The 22,131-nt window shown below is 66.8% G+C and carries 17 protein-coding genes; 11 read left to right on the top strand and 6 right to left on the bottom strand.

Annotated elements, in window-relative coordinates; genetic code table 11:
• Nucleotides 1-129: 129 nt before the first annotated feature.
• Nucleotides 130-2,307, top strand: a complete 2,178-nt coding sequence (locus CXQ91_RS05835; RefSeq protein WP_104172986.1) for a primosomal protein N' — start codon at nucleotides 130-132, stop codon at nucleotides 2,305-2,307.
• 52 nt (nucleotides 2,308-2,359) lie between these two features.
• Here the strand turns inward: CXQ91_RS05835 and CXQ91_RS05830 are convergent, their stop codons facing one another.
• From CXQ91_RS05830 to CXQ91_RS05815, 4 genes are all read right to left on the bottom strand, one after another.
• Entirely contained in the window at nucleotides 2,360-3,436 is a 1,077-nt protein-coding gene (locus CXQ91_RS05830; RefSeq protein ID WP_104172985.1) for a glycosyltransferase family 1 protein, read from the bottom strand.
• A complete protein-coding gene (locus tag CXQ91_RS05825) occupies nucleotides 3,433-4,362 on the bottom strand; it encodes an alpha/beta fold hydrolase (protein WP_104172984.1) in 930 nt (309 codons plus the stop codon). Before CXQ91_RS05825 ends, CXQ91_RS05830 begins: the two co-directional genes overlap by 4 nt.
• A gap of 11 nt (nucleotides 4,363-4,373) precedes the next feature.
• Complete coding sequence (locus CXQ91_RS05820; RefSeq protein WP_104172983.1) at nucleotides 4,374-5,249, bottom strand: aldo/keto reductase; 876 nt, start codon at nucleotides 5,247-5,249, stop codon at nucleotides 4,374-4,376.
• A 68-nt stretch (nucleotides 5,250-5,317) separates the two neighbouring features.
• A complete protein-coding gene (locus CXQ91_RS05815; protein ID WP_104172982.1) occupies nucleotides 5,318-6,280 on the bottom strand; it encodes a sugar-binding transcriptional regulator in 963 nt (320 codons plus the stop codon).
• A gap of 125 nt (nucleotides 6,281-6,405) precedes the next feature.
• Between CXQ91_RS05815 and CXQ91_RS05810 the strand changes: the two genes are divergently transcribed.
• From CXQ91_RS05810 to holA, 9 genes are all read left to right on the top strand, one after another.
• Nucleotides 6,406-8,208 (top strand): glycerol-3-phosphate dehydrogenase/oxidase, encoded by a 1,803-nt coding sequence (locus tag CXQ91_RS05810; RefSeq protein ID WP_104172981.1) that lies wholly within the window; start codon nucleotides 6,406-6,408, stop codon nucleotides 8,206-8,208.
• 161 nt (nucleotides 8,209-8,369) lie between these two features.
• Entirely contained in the window at nucleotides 8,370-9,119 is a 750-nt protein-coding gene (locus tag CXQ91_RS05805) for an MIP/aquaporin family protein (RefSeq protein WP_104172980.1), read from the top strand.
• Nucleotides 9,120-9,180: 61 nt separating this feature from the next.
• Nucleotides 9,181-10,695, top strand: coding sequence for a glycerol kinase GlpK (gene glpK, locus CXQ91_RS05800; protein ID WP_104172979.1), 1,515 nt, complete (start codon nucleotides 9,181-9,183; stop codon nucleotides 10,693-10,695).
• A gap of 414 nt (nucleotides 10,696-11,109) precedes the next feature.
• Nucleotides 11,110-13,641, top strand: coding sequence for a leucine--tRNA ligase (leuS, locus tag CXQ91_RS05795; RefSeq protein WP_104172978.1), 2,532 nt, complete (start codon nucleotides 11,110-11,112; stop codon nucleotides 13,639-13,641).
• Nucleotides 13,642-13,710: 69 nt separating this feature from the next.
• A complete protein-coding gene (locus CXQ91_RS05790; protein ID WP_104172977.1) occupies nucleotides 13,711-14,718 on the top strand; it encodes a DegV family protein in 1,008 nt (335 codons plus the stop codon).
• Nucleotides 14,719-14,805: 87 nt separating this feature from the next.
• A complete protein-coding gene (locus CXQ91_RS05785) occupies nucleotides 14,806-14,991 on the top strand; it encodes a hypothetical protein (RefSeq protein ID WP_104172976.1) in 186 nt (61 codons plus the stop codon).
• A gap of 87 nt (nucleotides 14,992-15,078) precedes the next feature.
• Nucleotides 15,079-16,020: a ComEA family DNA-binding protein gene (locus tag CXQ91_RS05780; RefSeq protein WP_104172975.1), complete on the top strand. Its 942-nt coding sequence runs from the start codon at nucleotides 15,079-15,081 to the stop codon at nucleotides 16,018-16,020.
• A 97-nt stretch (nucleotides 16,021-16,117) separates the two neighbouring features.
• Entirely contained in the window at nucleotides 16,118-17,986 is a 1,869-nt protein-coding gene (locus tag CXQ91_RS05775; RefSeq protein WP_308471388.1) for a ComEC/Rec2 family competence protein, read from the top strand.
• Nucleotides 17,920-18,936, top strand: a complete 1,017-nt coding sequence (gene holA, locus CXQ91_RS05770) for a DNA polymerase III subunit delta (protein ID WP_104172973.1) — start codon at nucleotides 17,920-17,922, stop codon at nucleotides 18,934-18,936. Before CXQ91_RS05775 ends, holA begins: the two co-directional genes overlap by 67 nt.
• A 133-nt stretch (nucleotides 18,937-19,069) precedes the next feature.
• On the opposite strand, the gene rpsT is transcribed toward holA, so the two are convergent.
• Nucleotides 19,070-19,330 carry a 30S ribosomal protein S20 gene (gene rpsT, locus CXQ91_RS05765; protein ID WP_090581023.1) on the bottom strand — a complete coding sequence of 87 codons (261 nt, stop codon included), beginning with the start codon at nucleotides 19,328-19,330 and terminating at the stop codon, nucleotides 19,070-19,072.
• A 200-nt stretch (nucleotides 19,331-19,530) separates the two neighbouring features.
• Complete coding sequence (locus CXQ91_RS05760) at nucleotides 19,531-20,085, bottom strand: type II toxin-antitoxin system PemK/MazF family toxin (RefSeq protein ID WP_104172972.1); 555 nt, start codon at nucleotides 20,083-20,085, stop codon at nucleotides 19,531-19,533.
• A 178-nt stretch (nucleotides 20,086-20,263) separates the two neighbouring features.
• On the opposite strand from CXQ91_RS05760, the gene lepA reads away from it, so the two are divergent.
• Nucleotides 20,264-22,117 (top strand): translation elongation factor 4, encoded by a 1,854-nt coding sequence (gene lepA / locus CXQ91_RS05755; protein ID WP_181038792.1) that lies wholly within the window; start codon nucleotides 20,264-20,266, stop codon nucleotides 22,115-22,117.
• Nucleotides 22,118-22,131: the final 14 nt, after the last annotated feature.

Genomic DNA, 22,131 nt, shown 5'->3' with positions numbered 1-22,131 from the left:
AACTGTCGGTGCCGTGTGTTTTGCTGTAGCAGGGCCGCCGTCCGGGCGGCCCTGCTACAGTGCTTTCCGGCTGATGGCGCCCGATCTGCTGCCCCTAAACCGCCGGCACCACTACTGGCAGGATGCTGAATGGAGGTTGGTTCCGTGGCTTCCTTTCCCGGCGATGGTTCCGCCACCGAAGAACCGCTCCAGCTGTCACTGCTCCAGGGATTCCCGGCGGGCCGCCCGCAGTCTCCCGGCGGACCCGCCCTCGCGCACATGCTGCCGGTTGCCCGGGTGCTCATCGAGTCTTCGCTGCCCCACCTGGACCGCCCGTTCGACTACAGCGTGCCCGCTTCGCTTGACGACGCCGCGCAGCCTGGCGTCCGCGTCAAGGTCAAGTTCAACGGCCAGGAACTCAGCGGCTTCATCCTGGACCGGCTCGCTGAATCCGACGCCGGGCACACGCTCGTCCCGCTCCACAAGGTGGTGTCGGCCGTTCAGGTGCTCACGCCGGAACTGGCCGAACTCGCAGGCAGAGTCGCCGCCCGCTACGCCGGCACCCTGAGTGACGTGCTGCGTGTGGCCATTCCGCCGCGGGTGGCCAAACTCGAGAAGGAACTGGCCGCGGAAGGAACGATCTCCGCAGGCCCGCCCCCCGCGGCAGCGGAGGCCGCAGCCGGGGAACGGAAACCGGCTTTGGGCAGCGTTCCCGCCACGGCAGGACCCTGGGCCCGCTACGTCAACGGCGCGGCGTTCCTCCAGCATCTTGGGGCCGGAGAGTCGCCGCGTGCGGTCCTGAGCGCACTCCAGGGCTTCGGCCCCGCCGGCTGGCCCGCGCTTATTGCCGAAGCCGTGGCGGCCGTCCGCGCCTCGGGCCGCGGCGCAGTGGTTGTGGTTCCGGATTACCGCGACCTGGACCGCGTGGAGGAGGCCCTGGCCGCCCTGCTGCCACGGGAGGACATTGCCCGGCTCACCGCCGACGACGGCCCGACGCCCCGTTACCGCAGCTACCTTCGCATCCTCTCCGGCACTGCCGGGGTTGCCGTCGGCACCCGCTCGGCAGCGTACGCCCCCGTGCACAACCTTGGTCTGGTGGTGTGCTGGGACGACGGCGACGACCTCCACATCGAACAGCGGTCGCCCTATGCGCACACCCGGGAAGTCCTCCTGCTGCGGGCGGAACAGGAAGGTGCCGCCTGCCTGATGGCCGCACACACCCGCAGCACTGAACTGCAGCGGCTGGTGGATGCCGGCTGGGCCCGGGCGGTCGAGGCCGACCGGCCGGAAGTGCGCCGGACGGTGCCCCGGGTCCTGAACACGGCGGACAGCTTTGAACAGGAACGGGACCCCCTCGCCCGGATCGCCAGGCTGCCCGGTGCGGCCTGGCGCGCCGCCAAGGAAGGCCTGGAACGCGGCCCCGTCCTGGTCCAGGTGGCCCGTTCCGGCTATGCGCCGTCCCTGGTCTGCGACTCCTGCCGGGAACCGGCCCGTTGCACCGCCTGCAGCGGACCGCTCGCTGTTGCCGGCGCCGCCGGCAGTTCAGCCGTGCCCCAATGCCGCTGGTGTTCCGCTCCCGCGCCGGCCTGGCGCTGCAGCCACTGCAGCAGCCCGCGGCTGCGCCGCTCCGCCACCGGCGTGCTGCGGACCGCGGAAGAGCTCGGCCGGGCATTCCCCGGCAAGCCGGTCATCACCTCGTCCGGGGACCACGTGAAGGCCACAGTCCCGGACACCAAGGCCCTCGTGGTGGCCACCGTGGGAGCAGAGCCCGTAGCAGCCGGCGGGTATGCCGCCGCACTGCTGTTGGACGGGGACTCCTTGCTGCGCCGTGAAAACCTCCGCGCGGGGGAGGACGCCGTCCGGCGCTGGTTCAACGCGGCGGCGCTGGTAAAACCTGCCCGCGAGGGCGGCCTTGTTGTCATCACCGCCGATGACACGGCGGGGGTCGGCGCACTGCTTCGCTGGGACGCCGGGGGATATGCACGCCGCGAACTCTCCCTGCGCCAGGAGCTCCACCTGCCACCGGCAGTCCGGATTGCCTCCGTGACCGGCGGCCGGACCGCCGTCGGGCACTTTACCGAGGCGATTGAAAAGCAGCTGGCCAGGCAGGACATTTCCCTGCGCACAGCCGGTCCGGCACCGTTGCTGCTGACGGACGCACGGGCCGGCCAGCGGGAGTCCGGCGAGGACGTCCGGACGCTGCTGTTCATTCCCTATGCGCGGGCGGCCGAAGCCACCCGGGTGATGAGGGCCGTCAAGGCCGCCGCAGCGGCCAGGCGCAGCGACGATCCCGTGCAGCTGAGGCTCGACGGCGTGGATGTGCTCTAGTGACGAGCAGCAGCTGACGTGCACCAGCTGACGTGTTCCCGCGGGGCTGGCGTCAGCGCCCGTTGATCCGGACAGCTTCTTCGGCCAGCTGGACCAGTTGCCGCGCGGAGTGCGCCCAGCTGAATTCCGCCGCCCGTTCCACGGAGCGCCGTGACTGCGCTTTCCACACGTCCGGCTGCTCCAGCCGCCGGACGGCCTCGGCGAACTCCGACGGGGAATCCGGATGGACATAGCTCACGGCGTTATGGCCCACTTCGCGGAAGATCGGAATGTCGCTGGCGATGACGGGCGTGCCGTGGGACATCGCCTCCACGAGCGGCAGGCCGTAGCCCTCCGCGCGGGACAGGCTGATCAACGCGGTGGTCCGGGCCAGCAGCTCCTCGTACTCAGCATCCGTCACGCCGTTGTGGAAGATGATGTTGGCGCCGTCCGGCGCCAGGGCCTCGAGCTCCGCCCTGCGCTGCGGAGTGATGCGACTGAGGAGGTGAAGAGTCATGTCCGGCAGTTCGGCCATTCCCCGGACCATGGTTTCGACGTTCTTGTACGGCATGAAGGAACCCATGTAGAGAAGGGTTTTGTCCGCTCCGGCCCCGGGATCGCGGGGAGTGTGGCCGTGCTGCGGTGCGTTGCCTACAATCCGGACGGGCCGTTTGGTGAGGCTGTGTTTCGCGATCAGTGCCTCAGTGGTGTGGCTGATCGTGGCCACGACGTCGGCCCGGTTCAGGAGCATCCGTTGCGGCCAGTAGGCCTTGTGGTACAGGCGCCACAGCACCCGTACGGGAGCCGGCAGGAATCCTGGCGGGGCAGGGTGCTCGTAGTAGATCAGGTCGTGAAGGGTCAGGACCAGGCCGTATTTCCGGCCAAGCGTCCCCATCGTCTGCATCGGGCACACCACGACGTCGGCGCCGAGCTTGTTGATCTTGGCAGCCACAAACAGTTCTGCGGGGGAGAGCGGGCTGTTGATCAGCGTGTAGGGGACGTCCGGCAGCAAGGCAAGCTGCCGGGGGTCGCTGATGAGCATCGAGACGTCCGCAATCCTGGCCGTGGCCTGGATCAGGCTGGCGCCGTACCTGCTGATGCCGTCGTGGTGGTCCAGGCGGGTGAAGCGGGCATCGATAATGATTTTCACGCGGGATGGTCCTTCAGGAAGCGTCTGATGAAGCCGGCGGCCGGCTCGGGCGTCTCGTAGTGGATGAGGTGGCCGACGCCGGGAATGACATGGAGGGTGCCGTCCGGCAGGAGCGCCGCCAGTTTGTGCTGGTCCGCGAGCATCGCGATTTCGTCCTTTTCCCCGGCCACCAGAAGCACCGGCAGGGTGAGGTCCCGGGCAACCTCCGAGACGTTGCTGCCGACGGATGCCTTGAAGGATTCAAGCAGGCTGTCCCGGTTGGCGAAGGCGGAGAAATAGGCGTTGTGCTGCCCGTGGATGAACCGCAGGAGCTGCTTGTCCCGGGTCTTCGCCATTGCCACGCTCATGACCCTGACGATGAGCCGGCTGCGCAGCAGGAACAGCCCCAGGGCGCGGGGGAGCCTGGCGGAGGCCTCGTAGTAGAGGACGGCCAGTTTGGTCATAACGCCCTTGGGGCCCTCGAGGGCCGGTGCTGCGATCGGGTTGATGAGGACAAGGGGGGACACGGCGCGGGGGTTGGCCGCCACGAAATGGCTGGCAATGATCGATCCGAAGGAGTGTCCCAGCAGCACCGTTTCCGGCCCAAGGCCAAGGGCGGCCATGAAGTCGCTGATGAACTGTCCGTACCGCATCACGCTGTGCTCACTGCCGGCAAAGGCATCCGAGCTGCCGAACCCCGGGAGGTCGGGCATGATGAGGCGCATTTCGGGCAGCTGGTCCGCAATCCTGAGCAGGCCGTGGTGGTCGCCGCGGAAGCCGTGGATCACCAGGATGGTCCTGGTTTCGGGTGTCGCACGCACAGGCTCGTACACCCAGTAATCGACATTGCAGCCCTGCAGGTCCACGCTGCCGGCCCGCGTCCTGGCGTCGAGTTGCCCGCTGAAGAGGGGCGGGGCCTGTGCCGGTCCCGTGTCCACTTGTTCCATGGTTTCGAATCCTAGTTGACGTTGTCCGGGTGGGAGCCTGTGCGGTGGCCGCGTTCCAGGCCGGCAAGGGCGGCCATGTCTGCGGCGTCCAGGGTGAACCCGAAGACGTTCAGGTTCTCCCGGATCCGGGCGTAGGAGCTGGCTTTCGGGATCACCACGTTCCCCAGCTGCAGGTGCCATCTCAGGATGATCTGCGCGGCGGTCCGGCGGTGCGCCGCTGCGAGTTCCAGAACCACCGGGTCCTCAAGCACCTGGCCCCGGCCCAGCGGGCTCCACGCCTCGGTGCGGATGCCAAGCCGGTCGTGCAGCCGGCGGAGTTCGTCCTGCTGGAGCCAGGGGTGGAGTTCGATCTGGTTCATGGCAGGGACCACTTCAGCGCTCTCGAGCAGGCGCTCCAGGTGGGCGGGCTGGAAGTTGGACACCCCGATCGCCCGGATCCTGCCCTCGCGGTACAGGGTTTCCATGGCCCGGTAGCTTTCGGTGAAGAGTCCGCGGCCGGCGCATGGCCAGTGGATGAGGTACATGTCGACGTATTCCATGCCCAGGTTGGACATGGACGTGTCGAAGGCGCGCATCGTGGCGTCGTAGCCATGGTCGTCGTTCCACACCTTCGTGGTGACAAACAGGTCCTCGCGGGAGAGGGACGGGGATGCCTCGCCGGAGCCTCCGCCGGCACCGCTGCCCGCGAAACCGGACAGCGCGCCGATGGCCTTGCCTACTCCGGTTTCATTTCCATACATGGACGCGGTGTCGAAGTGCCGGTAGCCGGCTTCGAGGGCCATGGTCACCAGCCCGGCCGCGTCGGCCGAGGGGACCTTGTAGAGCCCGAAGCCCAGCTGGTCGATCAGCACACCGTTGTTGAGGCTTAGCCGGGGCGAGGTTTTCATAGCACTGACTCTACCGACTCGGCGCCGCGCGCTCCCGGGGACAGGCCGTCGGGCGGTCGTCGGAGACGTCAGGACAGTCCGTCAAAGCTGACCAGGCGCCGCGCCATGGCTTCATCGAGGATCAGGTCCGTAGCCAGCCCGGCGGCGAGCGCGCCGCGCAGTCCTTTGATCTTTGAGGCCCCCGAGACGACGCAGATACGGCGCCGGACCTGCCGCAGCTGAGCCAGCGCGGGACCGGTGGACCTTTCGTTCAGCGTGATGCCGTCTGATGACCCGTCGCCGCGGAAAAACACGGTCGCGACGTCACCCACCACGTCCGAGGTGGCCAAAATGTTCAGGTCGCTCTCGTCGAGGTAGCCGCCGGCATAGACGTGGCTGGGGTAGTCGGCGTCCACCGAACCCACGCCGAAGATGGCGATGCTCATGCGTGACTGGAGTTCGAGGATGCGCTGGACGCTGCGTTCATTCCACATGGCTGTTTTGGTGGCGGCGTGGTCGAAGAAGGCCGGAACCGGAAACTGTTCAACGCGTGCGCCGTAGGCGCTGCCGAACCTGCGCATGATGTCACTCGCGTAGGTGATGCCGGTGGTCTGCATGTTGCCGGCGCCGTTGAGCTGGACGATCACGCTGTCATGGGTGATCTTGCGGGTGAGGTGCCGGCTGACGGCGCTGAGCGTGGATCCCCAGGCGACGCCGATGATGGCGTTTGAGTCAACCAGCGGTCCGATTGTTCGTGCAGCCTGCATGGCCACTCTGTCAAGGGTCTCCGCCTCATTCAGGGTGTCGACGACCGGAACGACGTGGACATCCACGCGATATTGGGCGCGGATCATGTGCTCCAGTTCCGGCCCGGTGTCGAGGGGATTGCGGATCTGGATCTGGACCAGCCCGGTCTCCCGGGCAGCCGAAAGTAGCCGTGAAACCGTGGATCTGGAGGTCCGGAGTTCCCTGGCTATGGCGTCCATCGTGAGGTCCTGGAGGTAATACAGTTGTGCAGCTCTGAGGGCTTCTGAGTGGCGTGAGCGAGGCATTCCGGTCCCATCCTGCACGTTTGTGCATAGTGCTTGACTCCATTTTCCATTACTCCAAACAATAGTGGTGAACGGCGCCGCGCTGTGAGGCGCGCCGCACAGGACCAAACCCCAAAGGAGCAGTTTTGGGAACCAAGGATTCATCCGGCCATCCGGCCACCAGCAGCCAGCGGACATCAGTGCAAAGCCTGCGCCGGCGTCCCCGCGCCCAAGTCCTGATCATCGGCGGCGGAATCAACGGAGTAGGTACATTCCGCGATCTGGCACTGCAGGGTGTGGACGTCGCGCTCGTCGAACGGGGCGACTACTGCCAAGGAGCCAGCGGTGCATCGTCGCACATGATCCACGGCGGAATCCGGTACCTGGAAAACGGTGAGTTCCGGCTGGTCCAGGAGTCCGTCGTCGAACGCAACAGGCTCCTGCGCATCGCTCCCCACTACGTCAAGCCGCTCCAGACCACCATCCCCATCTTCAGCACCTTCTCCGGAGTGCTCTCGGCGCCGCTGCGGTTCCTGACCCACAAGCAGCAGGGCAAACCGAAGGAACGCGGAGCCTTCCTCATCAAGCTCGGCCTGAGCATGTACGACTTCTTCTCCCGCGACGGCGGCACCGTTCCGCGCCACCAGTTCCGCGGCCGGAAACGCGCCCTTGCCGAGCTGCCGCGGCTGCACCCGGGCATCAAGTACGCGGCCACCTACTTCGATGCCTCGGTCCACAACCCGGAGCGGCTCACCCTGGATGTGCTGCAGGACGGAGAGAAGGCGGGCACGGCCGGCCCCAGCGATGCGCGGGCCAGCAACTACCTTTCGCTCGTCTCCATGGGTGGAGCGGCCGGGACCCGTACCGGCTCCACCGGCGGCAGCACAGTCCAGTTGCGTGATGAACTCAGCGGCGAGGTCTTCGACTTCACGGCTGACGTCATCGTCAACACCACTGGCGCCTGGGTGGACCTGACCAACGGGGCCATGGGCGCAGCGTCTACCTTTATGGGCGGCACCAAGGGCTCGCACATCGTGCTGGACCACCCCGAACTCCTCGAAGCCTGCAACGGCCGTGAGATCTTCTTCGAACACACCGACGGGCGCATCGTCCTCATCTACCCGATGGGGGATCGCGTCCTTGTGGGAACCACCGACGTCGATGCTGACATGGCCGAGGACGCCGTGTGCACCGACGCTGAGATCGACTACTTCTTCGACCTGATCGGCCACGTGTTCCCGGACGTCACCGTGGACCGGGACCAGATTGTCTACACCTTTTCCGGTGTCCGCCCGCTGCCCAAACACGATGCCACCCAGCCTGGCTTCGTCAGCAGGGACTACCGGATCGAACGCCGGGCCGGCGGGCAGGAAGCGGCCGCGGGCGGCAGCAGCGCCGTCGTACTCAGCCTTGTCGGCGGTAAGTGGACCACGTTCCGGGCGCTGGCCGAACACCTGACGAATGACGTTCTCAGGGAACTGGGGATGGAACGCAAAATCTCGACGGCGAAACTCGCCATCGGCGGCGGTGCCGGCTTCCCGGACACGCAGGCCGGTGTCCAGCAGTGGATCAAGGCCCATATGTCCGCGGGCCGCGATGCCGACCGGATTTCCGGATTGCTGACCCGCTATGGAACCCGCGCCGAAGAGGTCCTGCGCTTCCTCGACGCCGGCCCGGACCGGCTCCTGCACTCCACCCGGGAACTCAGTGTCCGCGAAGTGGAATTCATGGCCCGGCACGAACAGGTGGGACACCTCATCGACGTGCTGATCCGGCGCACTTCCCTGGCCTTCCGCGGCCTGGTGACGGGCGAACTCCTCAACGAGGTGGCCGACGTCCTCGCTGGTCCGCTGGACTGGGACGCCGCGACCCGGGCCGCCGAAATCCACAATGCCCAGGAGGTGCTTGAACGCTTCCACGGCGTCCAGGTCCACAGCCTGGTCGCTTAGCAGGCTTGCGTGCCCGGGCAGTGATGCCCGGGCGCAAGGGCTGCGCGGTTCCGCTGGAGCAGAGGCCGGCGCAGCAGCCGGCCGGCATTGCAACAACAATGCCGGCCCAACAGCCCTTCAAACTCGCGAAGGGCTGACAACAGAAAATAGAGGAGTCAAAGATGTCTCTTGGAATTGTTTTTCTTTCCGAAGTATTCGGAACCGGGATGCTGACCTTGTTGGGTTGCGGCGTGGTGGCAAACGTCGCGCTCAAGGGCACCAAGGGCAACAACGGCGGATTCCTAATGGTCACATGGGGGTGGGGCATCGCAGTCTTCGCCGGCGTCTATGTCGCCGCCCGGTCCGGCGCGCACCTGAACCCCGCCGTAACCCTGGGCCTGCTGATCAACGGAAAAGCGGAGTATGCTCCCGGCGTCAGTGTCGACTTCGCCTCCACGCTGACATACTTCGGCGGTGAACTCCTGGGCGCGTTCCTGGGCGCAGTGGTCATGTGGCTTGCCCACAAGCAGCACTTTGACGCCGAACCGGAGCCCGCCAGCAAGCTCGCCGTGTTCTCCACCGGCCCGGCCATCCGTTCCACCCCCTGGAACCTGATCACCGAGATCATCGGCACGTTCGTGCTCGTCTTCGTCATCCTGACGTTCGGCGGCACCCCTTCCGGCCTCGGTCCGCTCGCAGTGGCCCTGCTGGTTGTCGGCATCGGCGTATCCCTCGGCGGTCCCACCGGGTACGCCATCAACCCCGCCCGTGACCTTGGCCCCCGCATCGCGCACGCGCTGCTCCCCATCAAGGGCAAGGGTTCCAGCGACTGGAGCTACTCCTGGATCCCGGTTGTCGGGCCGCTTGTTGGCGGTACCCTGGCCGGCGTCGTCGCAGCAGTAGTGCCGATCATCGTCACGGCAGCTTCCTGATCCCCGCCCCGCAGACCAACACACTGACCAAGCCCTTCACACAACAGACAAGGACGTCAACATGAACCAGTACGTAATCGCCATCGACCAGGGCACCACCAGCACGCGCGCCATCGTCTTCGACCACAGCGGCAGCATTGTCTCCTCCGGCCAGATGGAACACGAGCAGATTTTCCCGCAGGCCGGCTGGGTGGAGCACGACCCCGCCGAAATCTGGGACAACACCCGCGAGGTCATTGCCTCGGCCCTGTCCAAGGCGAACCTGACCCGGCACGACATTGCCGCCGTCGGCATCACCAACCAGCGCGAAACCGCCGTCGTGTGGGACAAGACCACGGGCAAGGCTGTCTACAACGCCATCGTCTGGCAGGACACCCGGACCCAGGACATCGTGGATGAACTGGCGAAGGACGGCGGCCCGGAGCGCTTCAAGCAGAAGGTGGGCCTGCCACTGGCCACGTACTTCTCCGGCACCAAGATCAAGTGGGTCCTGGACAACGTGGAGGGCGCGCGGGCCAAGGCCGAGGCCGGCGACCTGGTCTTTGGCAACACGGACTGCTGGGTGCTGTGGAACCTCACCGGCGGAGTGGACGGCGGAGTGCACGTCACCGACGTCACCAACGCCTCCAGGACCATGTTCATGGACCTCGAAACGCTGTCCTGGGACCAGGAGATCCTGGATGCCTTCGGCGTCCCTGCTTCCATGATGCCCGCCATCAAGTCCTCCTCCGAGGTCTACGGCACCGTCCACACCTCCCAGTTGCTCCGGGAAGTGCCGGTTGCCGGCATCCTCGGCGACCAGCAGGCAGCGACGTTCGGCCAGGCGGCGTTCGAGGCCGGCGAAGCCAAGAACACCTACGGAACGGGCTGCTTCCTGATCTTCAACACCGGCGAGGAAATCGTCCACTCCAAGAACGGGCTCCTCACCACGGTGGGCTACAAGCTGGGGGACGCCGCCCCGCACTACGCGCTGGAGGGCTCGATCGCCGTCACGGGATCCCTCATCCAGTGGCTGCGGGACAACCTCGGCCTGATCAGCAGCGCCCCGGAGGTGGAGACGCTCGCCGCCTCGGTCAAGGACAACGGCGGCGTCTACATCGTGCCGGCGTTCTCCGGACTGTTCGCACCGTACTGGCGTTCGGACGCCCGCGGCGCGATTGTGGGCCTGACCCGCTTCGTGAACAAGAACCACATCGCCCGCGCGGCCCTGGAAGCCACCGCTTTCCAGACCCGTGAGGTCCTCGACGCCGTCAACGCGGACTCCGGAGTTCCGCTGACCGAGTTGAAGGTCGACGGCGGCATGGTGGCCAATGACGCGCTGATGCAGTTCCAGGCGGACATCCTGGGTGTGCCCGTGATCCGGCCCAAGGTTGTGGAGACCACCGCATTGGGTGCGGCCTACGCTGCCGGGCTGGCTGTCGGGTTCTGGAAGGACCTGGGGGAGTGCTCGGCCAACTGGTCCGAGGACAAGCGCTGGGAACCGCAGATGGAACAGGATGAGCGGGACCGCCAGATGCGCCTCTGGAAGAAGGCTGTCACGAAGGCCATGGACTGGGTCGACGAGGACGTGAAGTAGTCTGACCTGTCGTTGATGGCAGCCGCACCTGCCCCGCTCGTCCCCGGCTGCTCCCTGACACTCGCAAGCTTGTGTCGGGGCCCTCGCAGCCGGGGGGCCCATCGCGGTGCCCACCACACCCGGGCGAGGTGCGGCTGCCATCAACTCATCCGTCAGCTATTCAGCCGCTCGTGGCGACTTACGTTTAGGTGAACGTGCGGGTGCGCTAAAGTAGTTCTATGCGTGCGATCCTTCTGCTTAGCTAGCCGCCCGGTATCCCGACCAAATACGGATTGCCGAGCGGCCGCCCCTCCATGTCGAGGGGCTTTTGTGTGTCTGGGGCTATCTCCCGGCCGCAAGTAGGAGATCAGGGGCCGGGGCGGGACAGGACGCCAGGGCCGTACGAAAAGCGGTACAGAACAGAAGAGGGCAGCAGTGAGCGTTCAGCCGGAGACAGAGACCGGAACAGCAACAGTCGCGACGGACGGCCCGGAGGAGGGCACCTACAGCTTCACCGCGATGGAGGCCAAATGGCCGCAGGTGTGGGAAGACCTCAAGGTGTTCACCCCCGTCGATGACGGCTCGCGCGAGCGCCGCTATGTCCTCGACATGTTCCCCTACCCTTCAGGCGACCTGCACATGGGCCACGCGGAGGCGTTTGCCATGGGCGACGTCGTTGCGCGGTACCTGCGCCAGAAGGGCTACGACGTCCTGCACCCGATCGGCTGGGACTCCTTCGGCCTGCCCGCGGAGAACGCCGCCATCAAGCGCAACGCGCACCCCAGCGAGTGGACGTACGCCAACATCGAGACCCAGGCGGCGTCCTTCAAGCGCTACGCCATCTCGGCTGACTGGTCACGGCGCGTGCACACCTCGGACCCGGAGTACTACCGCTGGACGCAGTGGCTGTTCAAGCGCTTCTACGAGCGCGGGCTGGCGTACCGCAAGGATTCCCCGGTCAACTGGTGCCCCAAGGACCAGACCGTGCTGGCCAACGAACAGGTCGTCAACGGTGCGTGCGAACGCTGCGGCACGCCCGTGACCAAGAAGTCCCTGAACCAGTGGTACTTCAAGATCACCGAATACGCCGACCGCCTGCTGGATGACATGGACGAACTGCGCGGCCACTGGCCCGAGCGCGTCCTGGCCATGCAGAAGAACTGGATCGGCCGGTCCGAAGGCGCCCACGTCAACTTCGTCATCGAGGCCGACGGCGGCCAGCCCGCCAAGGACGTCACCGTCTTCACCACGCGGCCGGACACCCTGTACGGCGCCACCTTCTTCGTGGTGGCTGCTGATGCGCCGCTGGCAGTGGAGCTGGTCACGGACGAGCACGCGGCAGCCCTGGACGCCTACCGCGAACAGGTTAAGGCGCTCTCCGAAATCGAACGCCAGTCCACCGAACGGGAGAAGACGGGCGTCTTCACCGGCCGGTACGCCGTCAACCCCCTGAACGGCGAGAAGCTCCCGGTCTGGGCGGCGGACTACGTGCTGGCGGACTACGGCACAGGCGCCATCATGGCCGTCCCTGCCCACGACCAGCGTGACCTCGACTTCGCCAAGACCTTCGACCTGCCCGTCCGCGCTGTGCTGGACACGGGAGAGGACGACCCCGCTGTGACCGGAACGGCCACGGCGGGCGAGGGCACACTGATCAACTCCGGCGTGCTCGACGGACTGCCCAAGGCGGAAGCCATCCCGGCCGCGATCGAAATCCTGGAGAAGCAGGGCACGGGCGAAAAGTTCGTCAACTTCCGGCTGCGCGACTGGCTGCTCAGCCGCCAGCGGTTCTGGGGAACCCCGATCCCCATCATCCACTGCCCGGCCTGCGGTGAAGTTCCCGTCCCGGACGAGCAGCTGCCTGTCAGGCTGCCGGCTGACCTGCGCGGCGAAGACCTGTCCCCGAAGGGCACCTCGCCGCTGGCTGCCGCCGAGGCGTGGGTCAACGTTGAGTGCCCCAACTGCCACGGCCCCGCCAAGCGGGACACCGACACCATGGACACCTTCGTTGACTCGTCCTGGTACTTCCTGCGCTTCGTCTCCCCGCAGTACACCGGCGGCCCGTTCGACCCCGAGAAGATCAACGACTGGATGCCGGTTGGGCAGTATGTGGGCGGCGTGGAGCACGCCATTCTGCACCTGCTGTACGCACGGTTCTTCACCAAGGTCATCCACGACCTGGGCATGATCGACGCCGACGAGCCGTTCAGCGCCCTGCTCAACCAGGGCCAGGTCCTCAACGGGGGCAAGGCCATGAGCAAGTCGCTGGGCAACGGTGTTGACCTCGGCGAGCAGCTGGACAAGTTCGGTGTGGACGCCGTGCGTCTGACCATGATCTTCGCTTCCCCGCCGGAGGACGACGTCGACTGGGCGGATGTTTCGCCGTCGGGCTCCGCGAAGTTCCTGGCCCGTGCGTGGCGGCTGGCGCAGGACGTCACCAGCGCGCCCGGAACGGACGCCGCCCAGGGAGACCGGGCGCTGCGCTCAATCACGCACCGGACCATCGTGGACGCCGCCGCGCTGCTGGACAGCAACAAGTTCAACGTGGTGGTGGCCAAGCTGATGGAGCTGGTCAACGCAACCCGCAAAACCATAGATGCAGCCTCCGGGGCAGGCGGGGCGGATCCCGCCGTCCGTGAAGCAGCCGAAGCCGTGGCCGTCATCCTGAGCCTCTTCGCGCCCTACACGGCCGAGGACATGTGGAACGTGCTGGGGCACCCCGCGTCGGTGGCCAACGCCGGCTGGCCCGGGCATGACGAAGCGCTTCTGGTGCAGGAGACGGTGACTGCAGTGGTCCAGGTCCAGGGCAAGGTCCGCGACCGCCTCGAGGTCTCTCCCGGGATCGGCGAGGACGAGCTGCGGGAACTGGCACTCGCGTCCGAGAATGTGCAGCGCGCCCTTGACGGGCGCGGTATCCGCACGGTCATCGTGCGTGCCCCTAAACTGGTCAACATCGTCCCGGCCTAGCCGGGGCACCGGCCGCCGGTACTGCCGGCGGCCGGCCATGATGTTTAACCGGAACAGCAGGGGGATGCCGTGAACGACCGGGAGCCGGCCGGCTGGCCGTGGCTGAGGGAGCGGCTGGTCCGCCTACGGCAGGCCACCCGGCAGGGAGCTGCTCCGGAAGCAGTGGTGACGGCCGCCGTCGTACGCACCGCGGTGGTTACCGACTCCGCAGCCGCACTTCCCGCCGACTGGGTCAGGGACTTCGCCGCCGACGGGCGGCTGACCGTGGTTCCCATGCCCGTGATGGTGGGGGAGGAAATCTACGGCGAAGGCGAAGACGACATCACCGACACGATCGCGGTGGCGTTGGCCACCGGGAGGCCGGTCAAGACGTCACGGCCGTCGCCCGGCCAGTTCGAGCAGGCCTATCTGGCAGCGCTTCGCCACGGCTACGAAGCCGTGGTTTCCGTGCATATCTCCGGAGCGCTTTCCGGCACTGCCGACTCCGCCAGGCTCGCAGCATCCCGTGTCGGCATCCCCGTGGAAGTGGTCGATTCGAAAACCGTGGGCATGGCGCTGGGCATGGCGGTGCAGAGCGCGGTAGTGGCCGCCGCGGACGGCCGCCCGGCAGCTGAAGTGCGCGCTTTTGCCGAGGAACGGCTGGCACGCACCAAGGTGTATTTCTATGTTCCCAGCCTCGAGCAGCTGCGCCGCGGCGGCCGGATCGGAGCAGCGGCTTCCCTGTGGGGAACTGTGTTTGCCATCAAGCCGATCCTCGCCGTGGACGACGGAAAGATCGTCCCGCTGGAGAGAGTCAGATCGGCGGCGCGGGCGGTGGCCCGCCTCGAGGAAATCGTGGTTGCGGACGCCGCGGCGCGGCCTTCGGGCCAGGCCCGGCTGGCGGTCCACCACTTCGGCAACCCGGCCGAAGCCGCGGAACTCGCTGGCCGGCTGGCCGCCTCGCTCCCGGAGGCACCGCCGGCGCAGATCAGTTCGCTCCCTGCAGTGCTCGCCGCACACGCCGGACTGGGAGTGCTTGCCGTCATCGTGGGGGAGAGCAGCACGCCGGCGAGGGATCCGGTGGGCGGCACCGGCTGACCCGTCCTGAAGGGGCCGGCCGCAAGCCACCACTGGTCCAATCCCGGCGCTGGTAGTACAGTCTCCCCACCGGGCAAGGAGGCTCCCATGTCAATGCAGGTCCACCACGTTGCGCAGTTCGACAAGGACGTGTCGGAAGAAGTAACCAACTGGTTGAAGTATCTTAAGGGCCAGGTGACGAGCGTCCAGTTCCTGACCACGACGGTTCCGGATCCCAAGGCGCCGGAGGCGTGGCGGGTCCAGTACGAGGCGTACATCACCTACCAGAAGTAGCGTGCCGCGGGGCGCTGCCGCCAGCCCGCTATCCACATAGGCTCATGCGCGCTGTCTGTTCCACGTCCGTTCTCCTAGCGTGGGGGTATGTCACGCCGGAACGCGGAAGCGGGAGAACCTGCCACGGCCAGCCGTGCACGGCGCCGCCTGACTGCTTCGCTGGGGCCGGCCGGCAATATTGGCAGCGGCGTGACCGGCGGCGCGGTATCCGGCCCGGGCCTTTTGGGGCACGGCAACGGGGCGGCGGGCGGGGAACCTTTTAGGTACGACGGCGGTGCGCGGCCGGCCCGTGACGAGGTCGGCTCGCCTTCCGGTGGCGCGGCGCACGGACCCTCGAGATTCAGGTGGCGCACCGGAGTGCGTGTGGCCGTAGTGGTGGGGATACTGGGGCTTCTCCTTGGGGGCTGGTTCTGGTGGGACGTTGCCGCCGGCAGTCCGCAAGTAACTCCCCTGGGCGACGTCCGCAGTACGGAAGGCAGCGCGCAGCCTGACGACGGCACTGGTGCTCCGGTGGAAGGCCCCGGTGGGCCGGCCGGCGGAGGCCCGGCCACGGGCGGCAAACCCGGCGGGAAAATCGTGGTGCATGTCGCAGGCGCCGTCAAAAGGGCCGGCGTGGTCGAGCTGCCGCAGGGAAGCCGCGTCCACGAGGCCATCGCGGCGGCTGAGGGCAGCACGGCGGAAGCGGACCTGAACCGTCTGAACCTGGCCGCTGTCCTCATCGATGGCCAAAAGATCTACGTTCCAGCGCATGGCGAGGTTGTGGATGAGGCGGCCGGGGTCCCGCCCGCTGGTCCTTCAGCCGGCGAAGGAGCCTCCGGCGGACCGGCGGCCGGCGCCAGGATCGACCTGAACTCCGCCACGGCAGAGGAGCTGGGGGCACTGCCGCGGGTGGGTCCGGTCCTGGCCCAGCGGATTGTCGACTGGCGCAAAGAGCACGGGCGGTTCAGCACAGTTGAGGAACTCGACGCCGTGGACGGTGTTGGACCCAAGATGCTGGAAACGCTGCTGCCACTCGTGCGGGTGTCCTGAGATGGGCAGGCCCAGTCCGTGGCAACGTTTTGTTGATTCGGCTGTCCGGGACAACCCTCAAATACCTGCGCAGGCTCCGGCGGCACCGGCTTCAGGGGTGCGCACCAACCCGGACGTCCAGTCCACGGGCGTTCGGAGCATTGTGCCGCGCACGGCGGGAGGCATACGGGCGCTGCTGGTGGCCCGCATCCTTCCTGCCCCCGCGGTCCGGCCACAGGCAGCGGGCAAGCAGGCTTCGGCCGGAACCGGAGCCGCGGGCAGGCCCCGGCGCCGGACCGACCTGCGCCTGGCGCCGCCGGCCCTCCTCGCCTGGGCCGCCGCGGTCGCCGGCGTGTGGCTGCCGCTGCCGGCGCTGGGCCTGGTGATCGGCGGACTGCTCCTCGGTGCGGCCGCACTGCTTGCCGCGATCCGCCGCCGGTCCCGGACACGGGCCGGACCTGTGCCTCGGAGCTTCCTGACCACCCTCGGCGTTGCACTGGTGCTGGCGGCAGCCGTCGCCTCCCACTCCGCGGTAGCCGCATCGCAGAAGCACGGCGGGGCCGTGGCCGAGGCAGTCTCCTCGCGGTCCGCCGTCGTGATTGAACTGGAGATCGCGGGACCGCCGCGACTGCTCAAGTCGCCTGGCCGTGCCGGGGCGGACCGCTGGGCAGTCCCGGCCACCGCGTCTACGATCATCGCCAGGGGTAACCTGATCCGCGGGGAGGCCGAATTGCTGATCATGGGCGGTGCTGATTGGCAGCGTGTGGTCCCCGGTCAGCGGATCCGGACAACCGGCAAGCTGAGGCCTCCCGAAGACGGCCAATCGCAGGCAGGAATCCTGTCCGCCGGTACCGGCCCGGCCACCATCGTTGCCCCTTCGGGATGGCAGGAGGGGCCGGCGGCGCTGCGCGGCCGGTTTGCCGCCGCCGCGGAATGGATCGGCGGAGATGCCAGGGGCCTGTTGCCTGGAATGGTGACGGGTGACACCAGCTTTCTGGATGAGCAGCTTCAAACCGACATGAAGACAGTCGGAATGACCCACCTGACCGCAGTCAGCGGGGCAAACTGCAGCCTTATCCTGGGGGCACTGTTATTGGCTGCCCGAACTGTACGCCTGCCCCGGGCGCCCGCTGCAGCGGCCGCACTCGCGGGACTGGCACTGTTCGTGCTGATGGTCGGCCCGGACGCCAGCGTCCTCCGGGCCGCGCTCATGGGAGCGATCGGGCTGGTATCCCTGTCCGGAGGCCGCACCGGGCGCGGACTCAGCTTCCTCTCGCTTGCGGTGATCGGACTGCTCATGGCGGATCCCGCACTCGGGACCAGCTTCAGTTTCCTCCTGTCCGTGCTGGCAACGCTGGGCATCGTGGTGGCCGGCCCGCGGATCATGGAGTGGCTACCGCCTGTCGTTCCGCGCTGGCTGGCCGCCGGACTCGCGGTTCCCCTTTCGGCCCAGCTGTTCTGCGGGCCGGTGATTGTCCTGCTGCAGCCCCAGTTTTCGTCCTTCGCGCTGCCGGCGAACATGGTGGCGGCGCCGCTCGTGGCGCCGGTAACCATCCTCGGCACCGCAGCCGTCCCCTTGGTGCCCCTGGCCCCGTGGGCAGCTGTCGTTCCCATGGCGGTGGCGGGGGCATGCGCCGCCGGTGTGGCGGGCGTTGCCAGGTTCTTCTCCGCCCTGCCCGGCGCTTCCCTGCCGTGGCCGGAGGGGCCGTTCGGCGCGGCGACGATGCTGGTGCTGTCCGCCTGCACCATTCTTGCACTGTGGCTCATTCTGCACCCGCGGGCCGTGTGGGCACTGGTCCTGGCGGCGCATCGACGGACCGTGGATCTGCTGGAGCTTTGGCCCCGGTTTACTGGCTTGGATGAGCGCCGCCGCCGTGGGAGTCTTAGAGGTAATAATCCAATTTCCGGGAGGAACCAAGAGTGGCCGCTGCGCAAAAAGCCCGATCCAAGCCGGCGACGTCAGCTACGGCCACCTGGCGCGATGTGACCCCGGCCCGTGTCGTGCTCATCGGTGGGCCCGAAGAATACCTGGGCATCCGTGCCATGGACCGCGTCAGGTCACAGGTCCGTGCAGCCGAACCGGACGTGGAAATCACCAGGCTCAACGCCGGCAGCTACGAACCCGGGTCGCTCGCCATGAACGTGAGCCCTTCCCTCTTCGGGGAATCGAAGCTCATCGAAATCGAGTCCGCGGAAGCAATGAATGACGCTTTCCTGGCAGACGCCCTCAAATACCTGGCGAACCCCGAACCAGACGCTGTCCTGGTGGTCCGCCACGGCGGCGGGGTCCGGGGCAAGAAGCTGCTTGATGCCATCAAAGCCGCCGGCTGGCCGGTGGTCGATTGCCAGCCCCTCAAAAAGGACGCAGACAAGTCGGCGTTCGTCGCAGCGGAGTTCAAGGCCGCTTCACGGCGGATCGAGCCGGAGGCCGTCCACGCCCTGGTCAATGCGGTGGGCGCCAGTCTTTCGGAACTCGCTGCCGCCTGCAGCCAGCTCATCGCGGACGCTGCCACGGCCGTGGATACGGACATGGTGGACCGGTATTACGGCGGCAGGATCGAGGCAACGGCGTTCAAAGTCGCTGATGCCGCGTTGGCTGGCAACGGCCCACTAGCGCTTTCCACCCTTCGCCACGCCCTCGCCACGGGCGCGGACCCCGTGCCGCTAGTGGCCGCGCTGGCCGCCAAGCTTCGGACTGTCGCCAAAGTGGCCGGGGCGCAAGGGTCCTCGGCCCAGATCGCCCGGCAGCTCGGCATGCAGCCGTGGTTGGTGGAACAGGCGCAGCGTGACGTCCGGCGCTGGACGCCCGAGGGCCTGGTCCGCTCCATCCAGGTGACGGCCGAGGCGGACGCCCAGGTCAAGGGCCTCTCCCGCGATCCCGTGTACGCCGTGGAGCACGCCGTCACCGTCATCGCAACGTCGGTCCGCCGCGGCTAGGCCGAAAAGCAGCCTCGCCGCAGCCCTCCAGGGGAAGCCGCCTCGCGAGAGGCGCACGCAGCCGTTAAATGGATGTGGCCGGCACCCCGAGGGGTGCCGGCCACGATCATCAGTTCAGTTGAACTGGAAAACCTTAGAGTGCGTTGACCTTCTTGGAGATCGCCGACTTGCGGTTTGCAGCGTTGTTCTTGTGAAGAACGCCCTTGCTGACAGCCTTATCCAGCTTACGGCCTGCAGCAACCAGCGCAGCAGCAGCGGCATCCTTGTCGGTGGACTCAACGGCGGTGTTGACGGCGCGGATGGCCGTCTTCAGCTCGGACTTGACTGCGTTGTTACGCAGGCGAGCCTTCTCGTTGGTGAGGATGCGCTTCTTCTGGGACTTGATATTAGCCACGTGTGAACTCTCTTTTTAAAGCGGAAAATGGTCTAGAGGGCTTTCAGATTGGCCATTGACTGAGCGGCGTGGGGATACCTATGGCGGCCAACCATCAGTGGCCGTCGACCTGCACGGACACACAGCTGTCAATGATAGCAGACACACGGGACTGCTGCTGGTCCTCCGGTTGTTCCCCGTGGTCTTTCCGGGGGGTTCCGTCAGCTCCAGCCGTGCAGCTCACGGAGTGCCGACGAAACACTGTCAAAACGCTTCCGGTCAAGGACGGCTCCCTCCCTGCGGATGTCAGCAGGGCTGATCTGGAGGATGCGATCCAGTTTCGCTTCGCTGGGCCGGCGCTGCCGGTCCCAGCTGCCGGTGCCGATGTCCACGTAGCTGTCGTCGTTTCGGTGGTCCTGGTCGTGGTCCTTGCTGGTAAGCATGAGTCCCAGCAGGTACCGCCCGCGGCTCCCGATCAGCAGCACGGGCCGGTCCTTGCCTTGGGAGTGGTCCTCCTCATACGGGACCCAGGTCCACACCACCTCACCCGGTTCCGGCTTGCCGTTGGGGGAGGGGGCGTACTTCACGCTCGCGACGCCCTTGAAGTCGCCAGGGTACTTTCCGCTTATTCCGCCGGCAGCTCCGCGCGGCGGTGCGCTGGCCCGCGGCGCGCGGACGTGCGGCTGGCTGCCCGGACGGTCTTTGGCGGGGCGCCCTTCCAGGAAGCGAATTGCGGCGCGTACGGCCTTGCCGAGGGAGCGTAGGTTCAGTGCCATGCTGCAACGATACTGCGACTGCCGGGACGGACGCTGAGCGTTGTCGCAGGCCGGGCATGCAAACAATGCACCGACTGGCGGCCGGACGTGGGACACTATAAGTTCACGTGCGGCAGGTCCCGCGATGGCTTCGGCCATCCTGATCACAGCCGCGAAATGCCAACAGTAAGGACCCTGCGTGTCTCCCATGGCCCGCACCGCCCCGGTGCCCGCCGCAACAGATCCGGCCATCATCCGGAACTTCTGCATCATTGCGCACATTGACCACGGTAAATCCACTCTGGCCGACCGCATGCTGCAGTACACCGGCGTCGTTAAGTCCCGCGACATGAAGGCCCAGTATCTGGACCGTATGGATATCGAACGTGAGCGCGGCATCACCATCAAGTCCCAGGCTGTCCGCATGCCCTGGGAAGTTGACGGCACCAGCTACGCCCTGAACATGATCGACACCCCCGGCCACGTCGACTTCACCTATGAGGTCTCCCGTTCGCTGGCCGCCTGCGAAGGCGCAGTACTGCTTGTGGACGCGGCCCAGGGCATCGAGGCCCAGACCCTCGCCAACCTGTACCTGGCGATGGAGAACAACCTCACCATCATTCCGGTCCTGAACAAGATCGACCTTCCCGCGGCCCAGCCCGAGAAGTACGCGGCTGAGCTCGCCAGCCTGATCGGCGGCGACCCGGACGAGGTGCTGCGCGTCTCCGGCAAGACCGGCGCCGGCGTCGAGGTCCTCTTGGACAAGATCGTGCGCGACCTGCCGGCCCCGGTGGGCGATCCCAATGCCCCCGCCCGTGCCATGATCTTCGACTCCGTGTACGACACCTACCGCGGCGTGGTCACCTACGTCCGCGTGGTTGACGGCATGCTGCACCCGCGTGAGCGTATCCAGATGATGTCCACCCGCGCCACGCACGAACTCCTCGAAATCGGCGTGAGCTCCCCGGAACCCACGCCTTCCAAGGGCCTGGGCGTCGGCGAAGTGGGTTACCTGATCACCGGTGTGAAGGACGTCCGCCAGTCCAAGGTGGGCGACACCGTCACCAACCTGGCCAAGCCTGCCGCGCAGTCGCTGCCCGGCTATGCCGACGCCAAGCCGATGGTCTTCTCCGGCCTCTACCCGCTGGACGGCACCGACTATCCGGTGCTCCGCGATGCGTTGGAGAAGCTGATGCTCAACGACGCCGCCCTGATCTACGAGCCGGAAACCTCGGCCGCCCTGGGCTTCGGCTTCCGGGTGGGCTTCCTGGGGCTGCTGCACCTGGAAATCACCCGCGAACGGCTCGAACGCGAGTACAACCTGGACCTGATCTCCACAGCACCCAACGTGGAGTACGAGGTGACGCTGGAGGACAAGAAGGTTGTCCACGTCACCAACCCCAGTGAATACCCCACCGGCAAGGTCGCTGAGGTCCGGGAGCCGATGGTGTCCGCCACCATCCTGGCGCCGAATGACTTTGTCGGAGCCATCATGGAACTGTGCCAGAGCCGCCGCGGCATTATGGGCGGCATGGACTACTTGTCCGAGGACCGGGTGGAAATCCGGTACCGCCTGCCGCTGGCCGAAATCGTCTTCGACTTCTTCGACATCCTCAAGTCCAAGACCCGCGGCTACGGCTCACTTGACTGGAAAGCGGACGGCGACCAGGTTGCCGACCTCGTGAAGGTTGACATCATGCTCCAAGGCGAACAGGTGGACGCCTTCAGCGCCATCACCCACCGGGACAAGGCCTACGCCTACGGTGTGATGATGACCGGCAAGCTGCGCGAACTCATCCCCCGCCAGCAGTTCGAGGTTCCCATCCAGGCCGCCATCGGATCCCGGATCATCGCCCGCGAAAGCATCCGCGCCATCCGCAAGGACGTTCTGGCGAAATGCTACGGCGGCGATATTTCCCGTAAGCGCAAACTTCTGGAAAAGCAGAAGGAAGGCAAGAAGCGCATGAAGATGGTGGGCCGCGTTGAGGTTCCCCAGGAAGCCTTCATCGCCGCGCTGACCACCGACGAGTCCAAGGACAAGGCCAAGAAGTAGTGATGACAGTGGCC

Source organism: Arthrobacter sp. Y81, from assembly GCF_002929335.1.
Taxonomy (GTDB): Bacteria; Actinomycetota; Actinomycetes; order Actinomycetales; family Micrococcaceae; genus Arthrobacter.
This window is presented reverse-complemented; position numbering and strand designations above follow the sequence as displayed.

Bases quoted from the DNA above. Each gene is read 5' to 3' on its own strand.
- CXQ91_RS05835 (WP_104172986.1), top strand. From the start codon at position 130: ATGGAGGTTGGTTCCGTGGCTTCCTTTCCCGGCGATGGTTCCGCCACC.
- CXQ91_RS05825 (WP_104172984.1), bottom strand. From the start codon at position 4,362: ATGGAACAAGTGGACACGGGACCGGCACAGGCCCCGCCCCTCTTCAGC.
- glpK (WP_104172979.1), top strand. From the start codon at position 9,181: ATGAACCAGTACGTAATCGCCATCGACCAGGGCACCACCAGCACGCGC.
- CXQ91_RS05805 (WP_104172980.1), top strand. From the start codon at position 8,370: ATGTCTCTTGGAATTGTTTTTCTTTCCGAAGTATTCGGAACCGGGATG.
- CXQ91_RS05780 (WP_104172975.1), top strand. From the start codon at position 15,079: ATGTCACGCCGGAACGCGGAAGCGGGAGAACCTGCCACGGCCAGCCGT.
- CXQ91_RS05760 (WP_104172972.1), bottom strand. From the start codon at position 20,085: ATGGCACTGAACCTACGCTCCCTCGGCAAGGCCGTACGCGCCGCAATT.
- CXQ91_RS05815 (WP_104172982.1), bottom strand. From the start codon at position 6,280: ATGCCTCGCTCACGCCACTCAGAAGCCCTCAGAGCTGCACAACTGTAT.
- CXQ91_RS05820 (WP_104172983.1), bottom strand. From the start codon at position 5,249: ATGAAAACCTCGCCCCGGCTAAGCCTCAACAACGGTGTGCTGATCGAC.
- CXQ91_RS05785 (WP_104172976.1), top strand. From the start codon at position 14,806: ATGTCAATGCAGGTCCACCACGTTGCGCAGTTCGACAAGGACGTGTCG.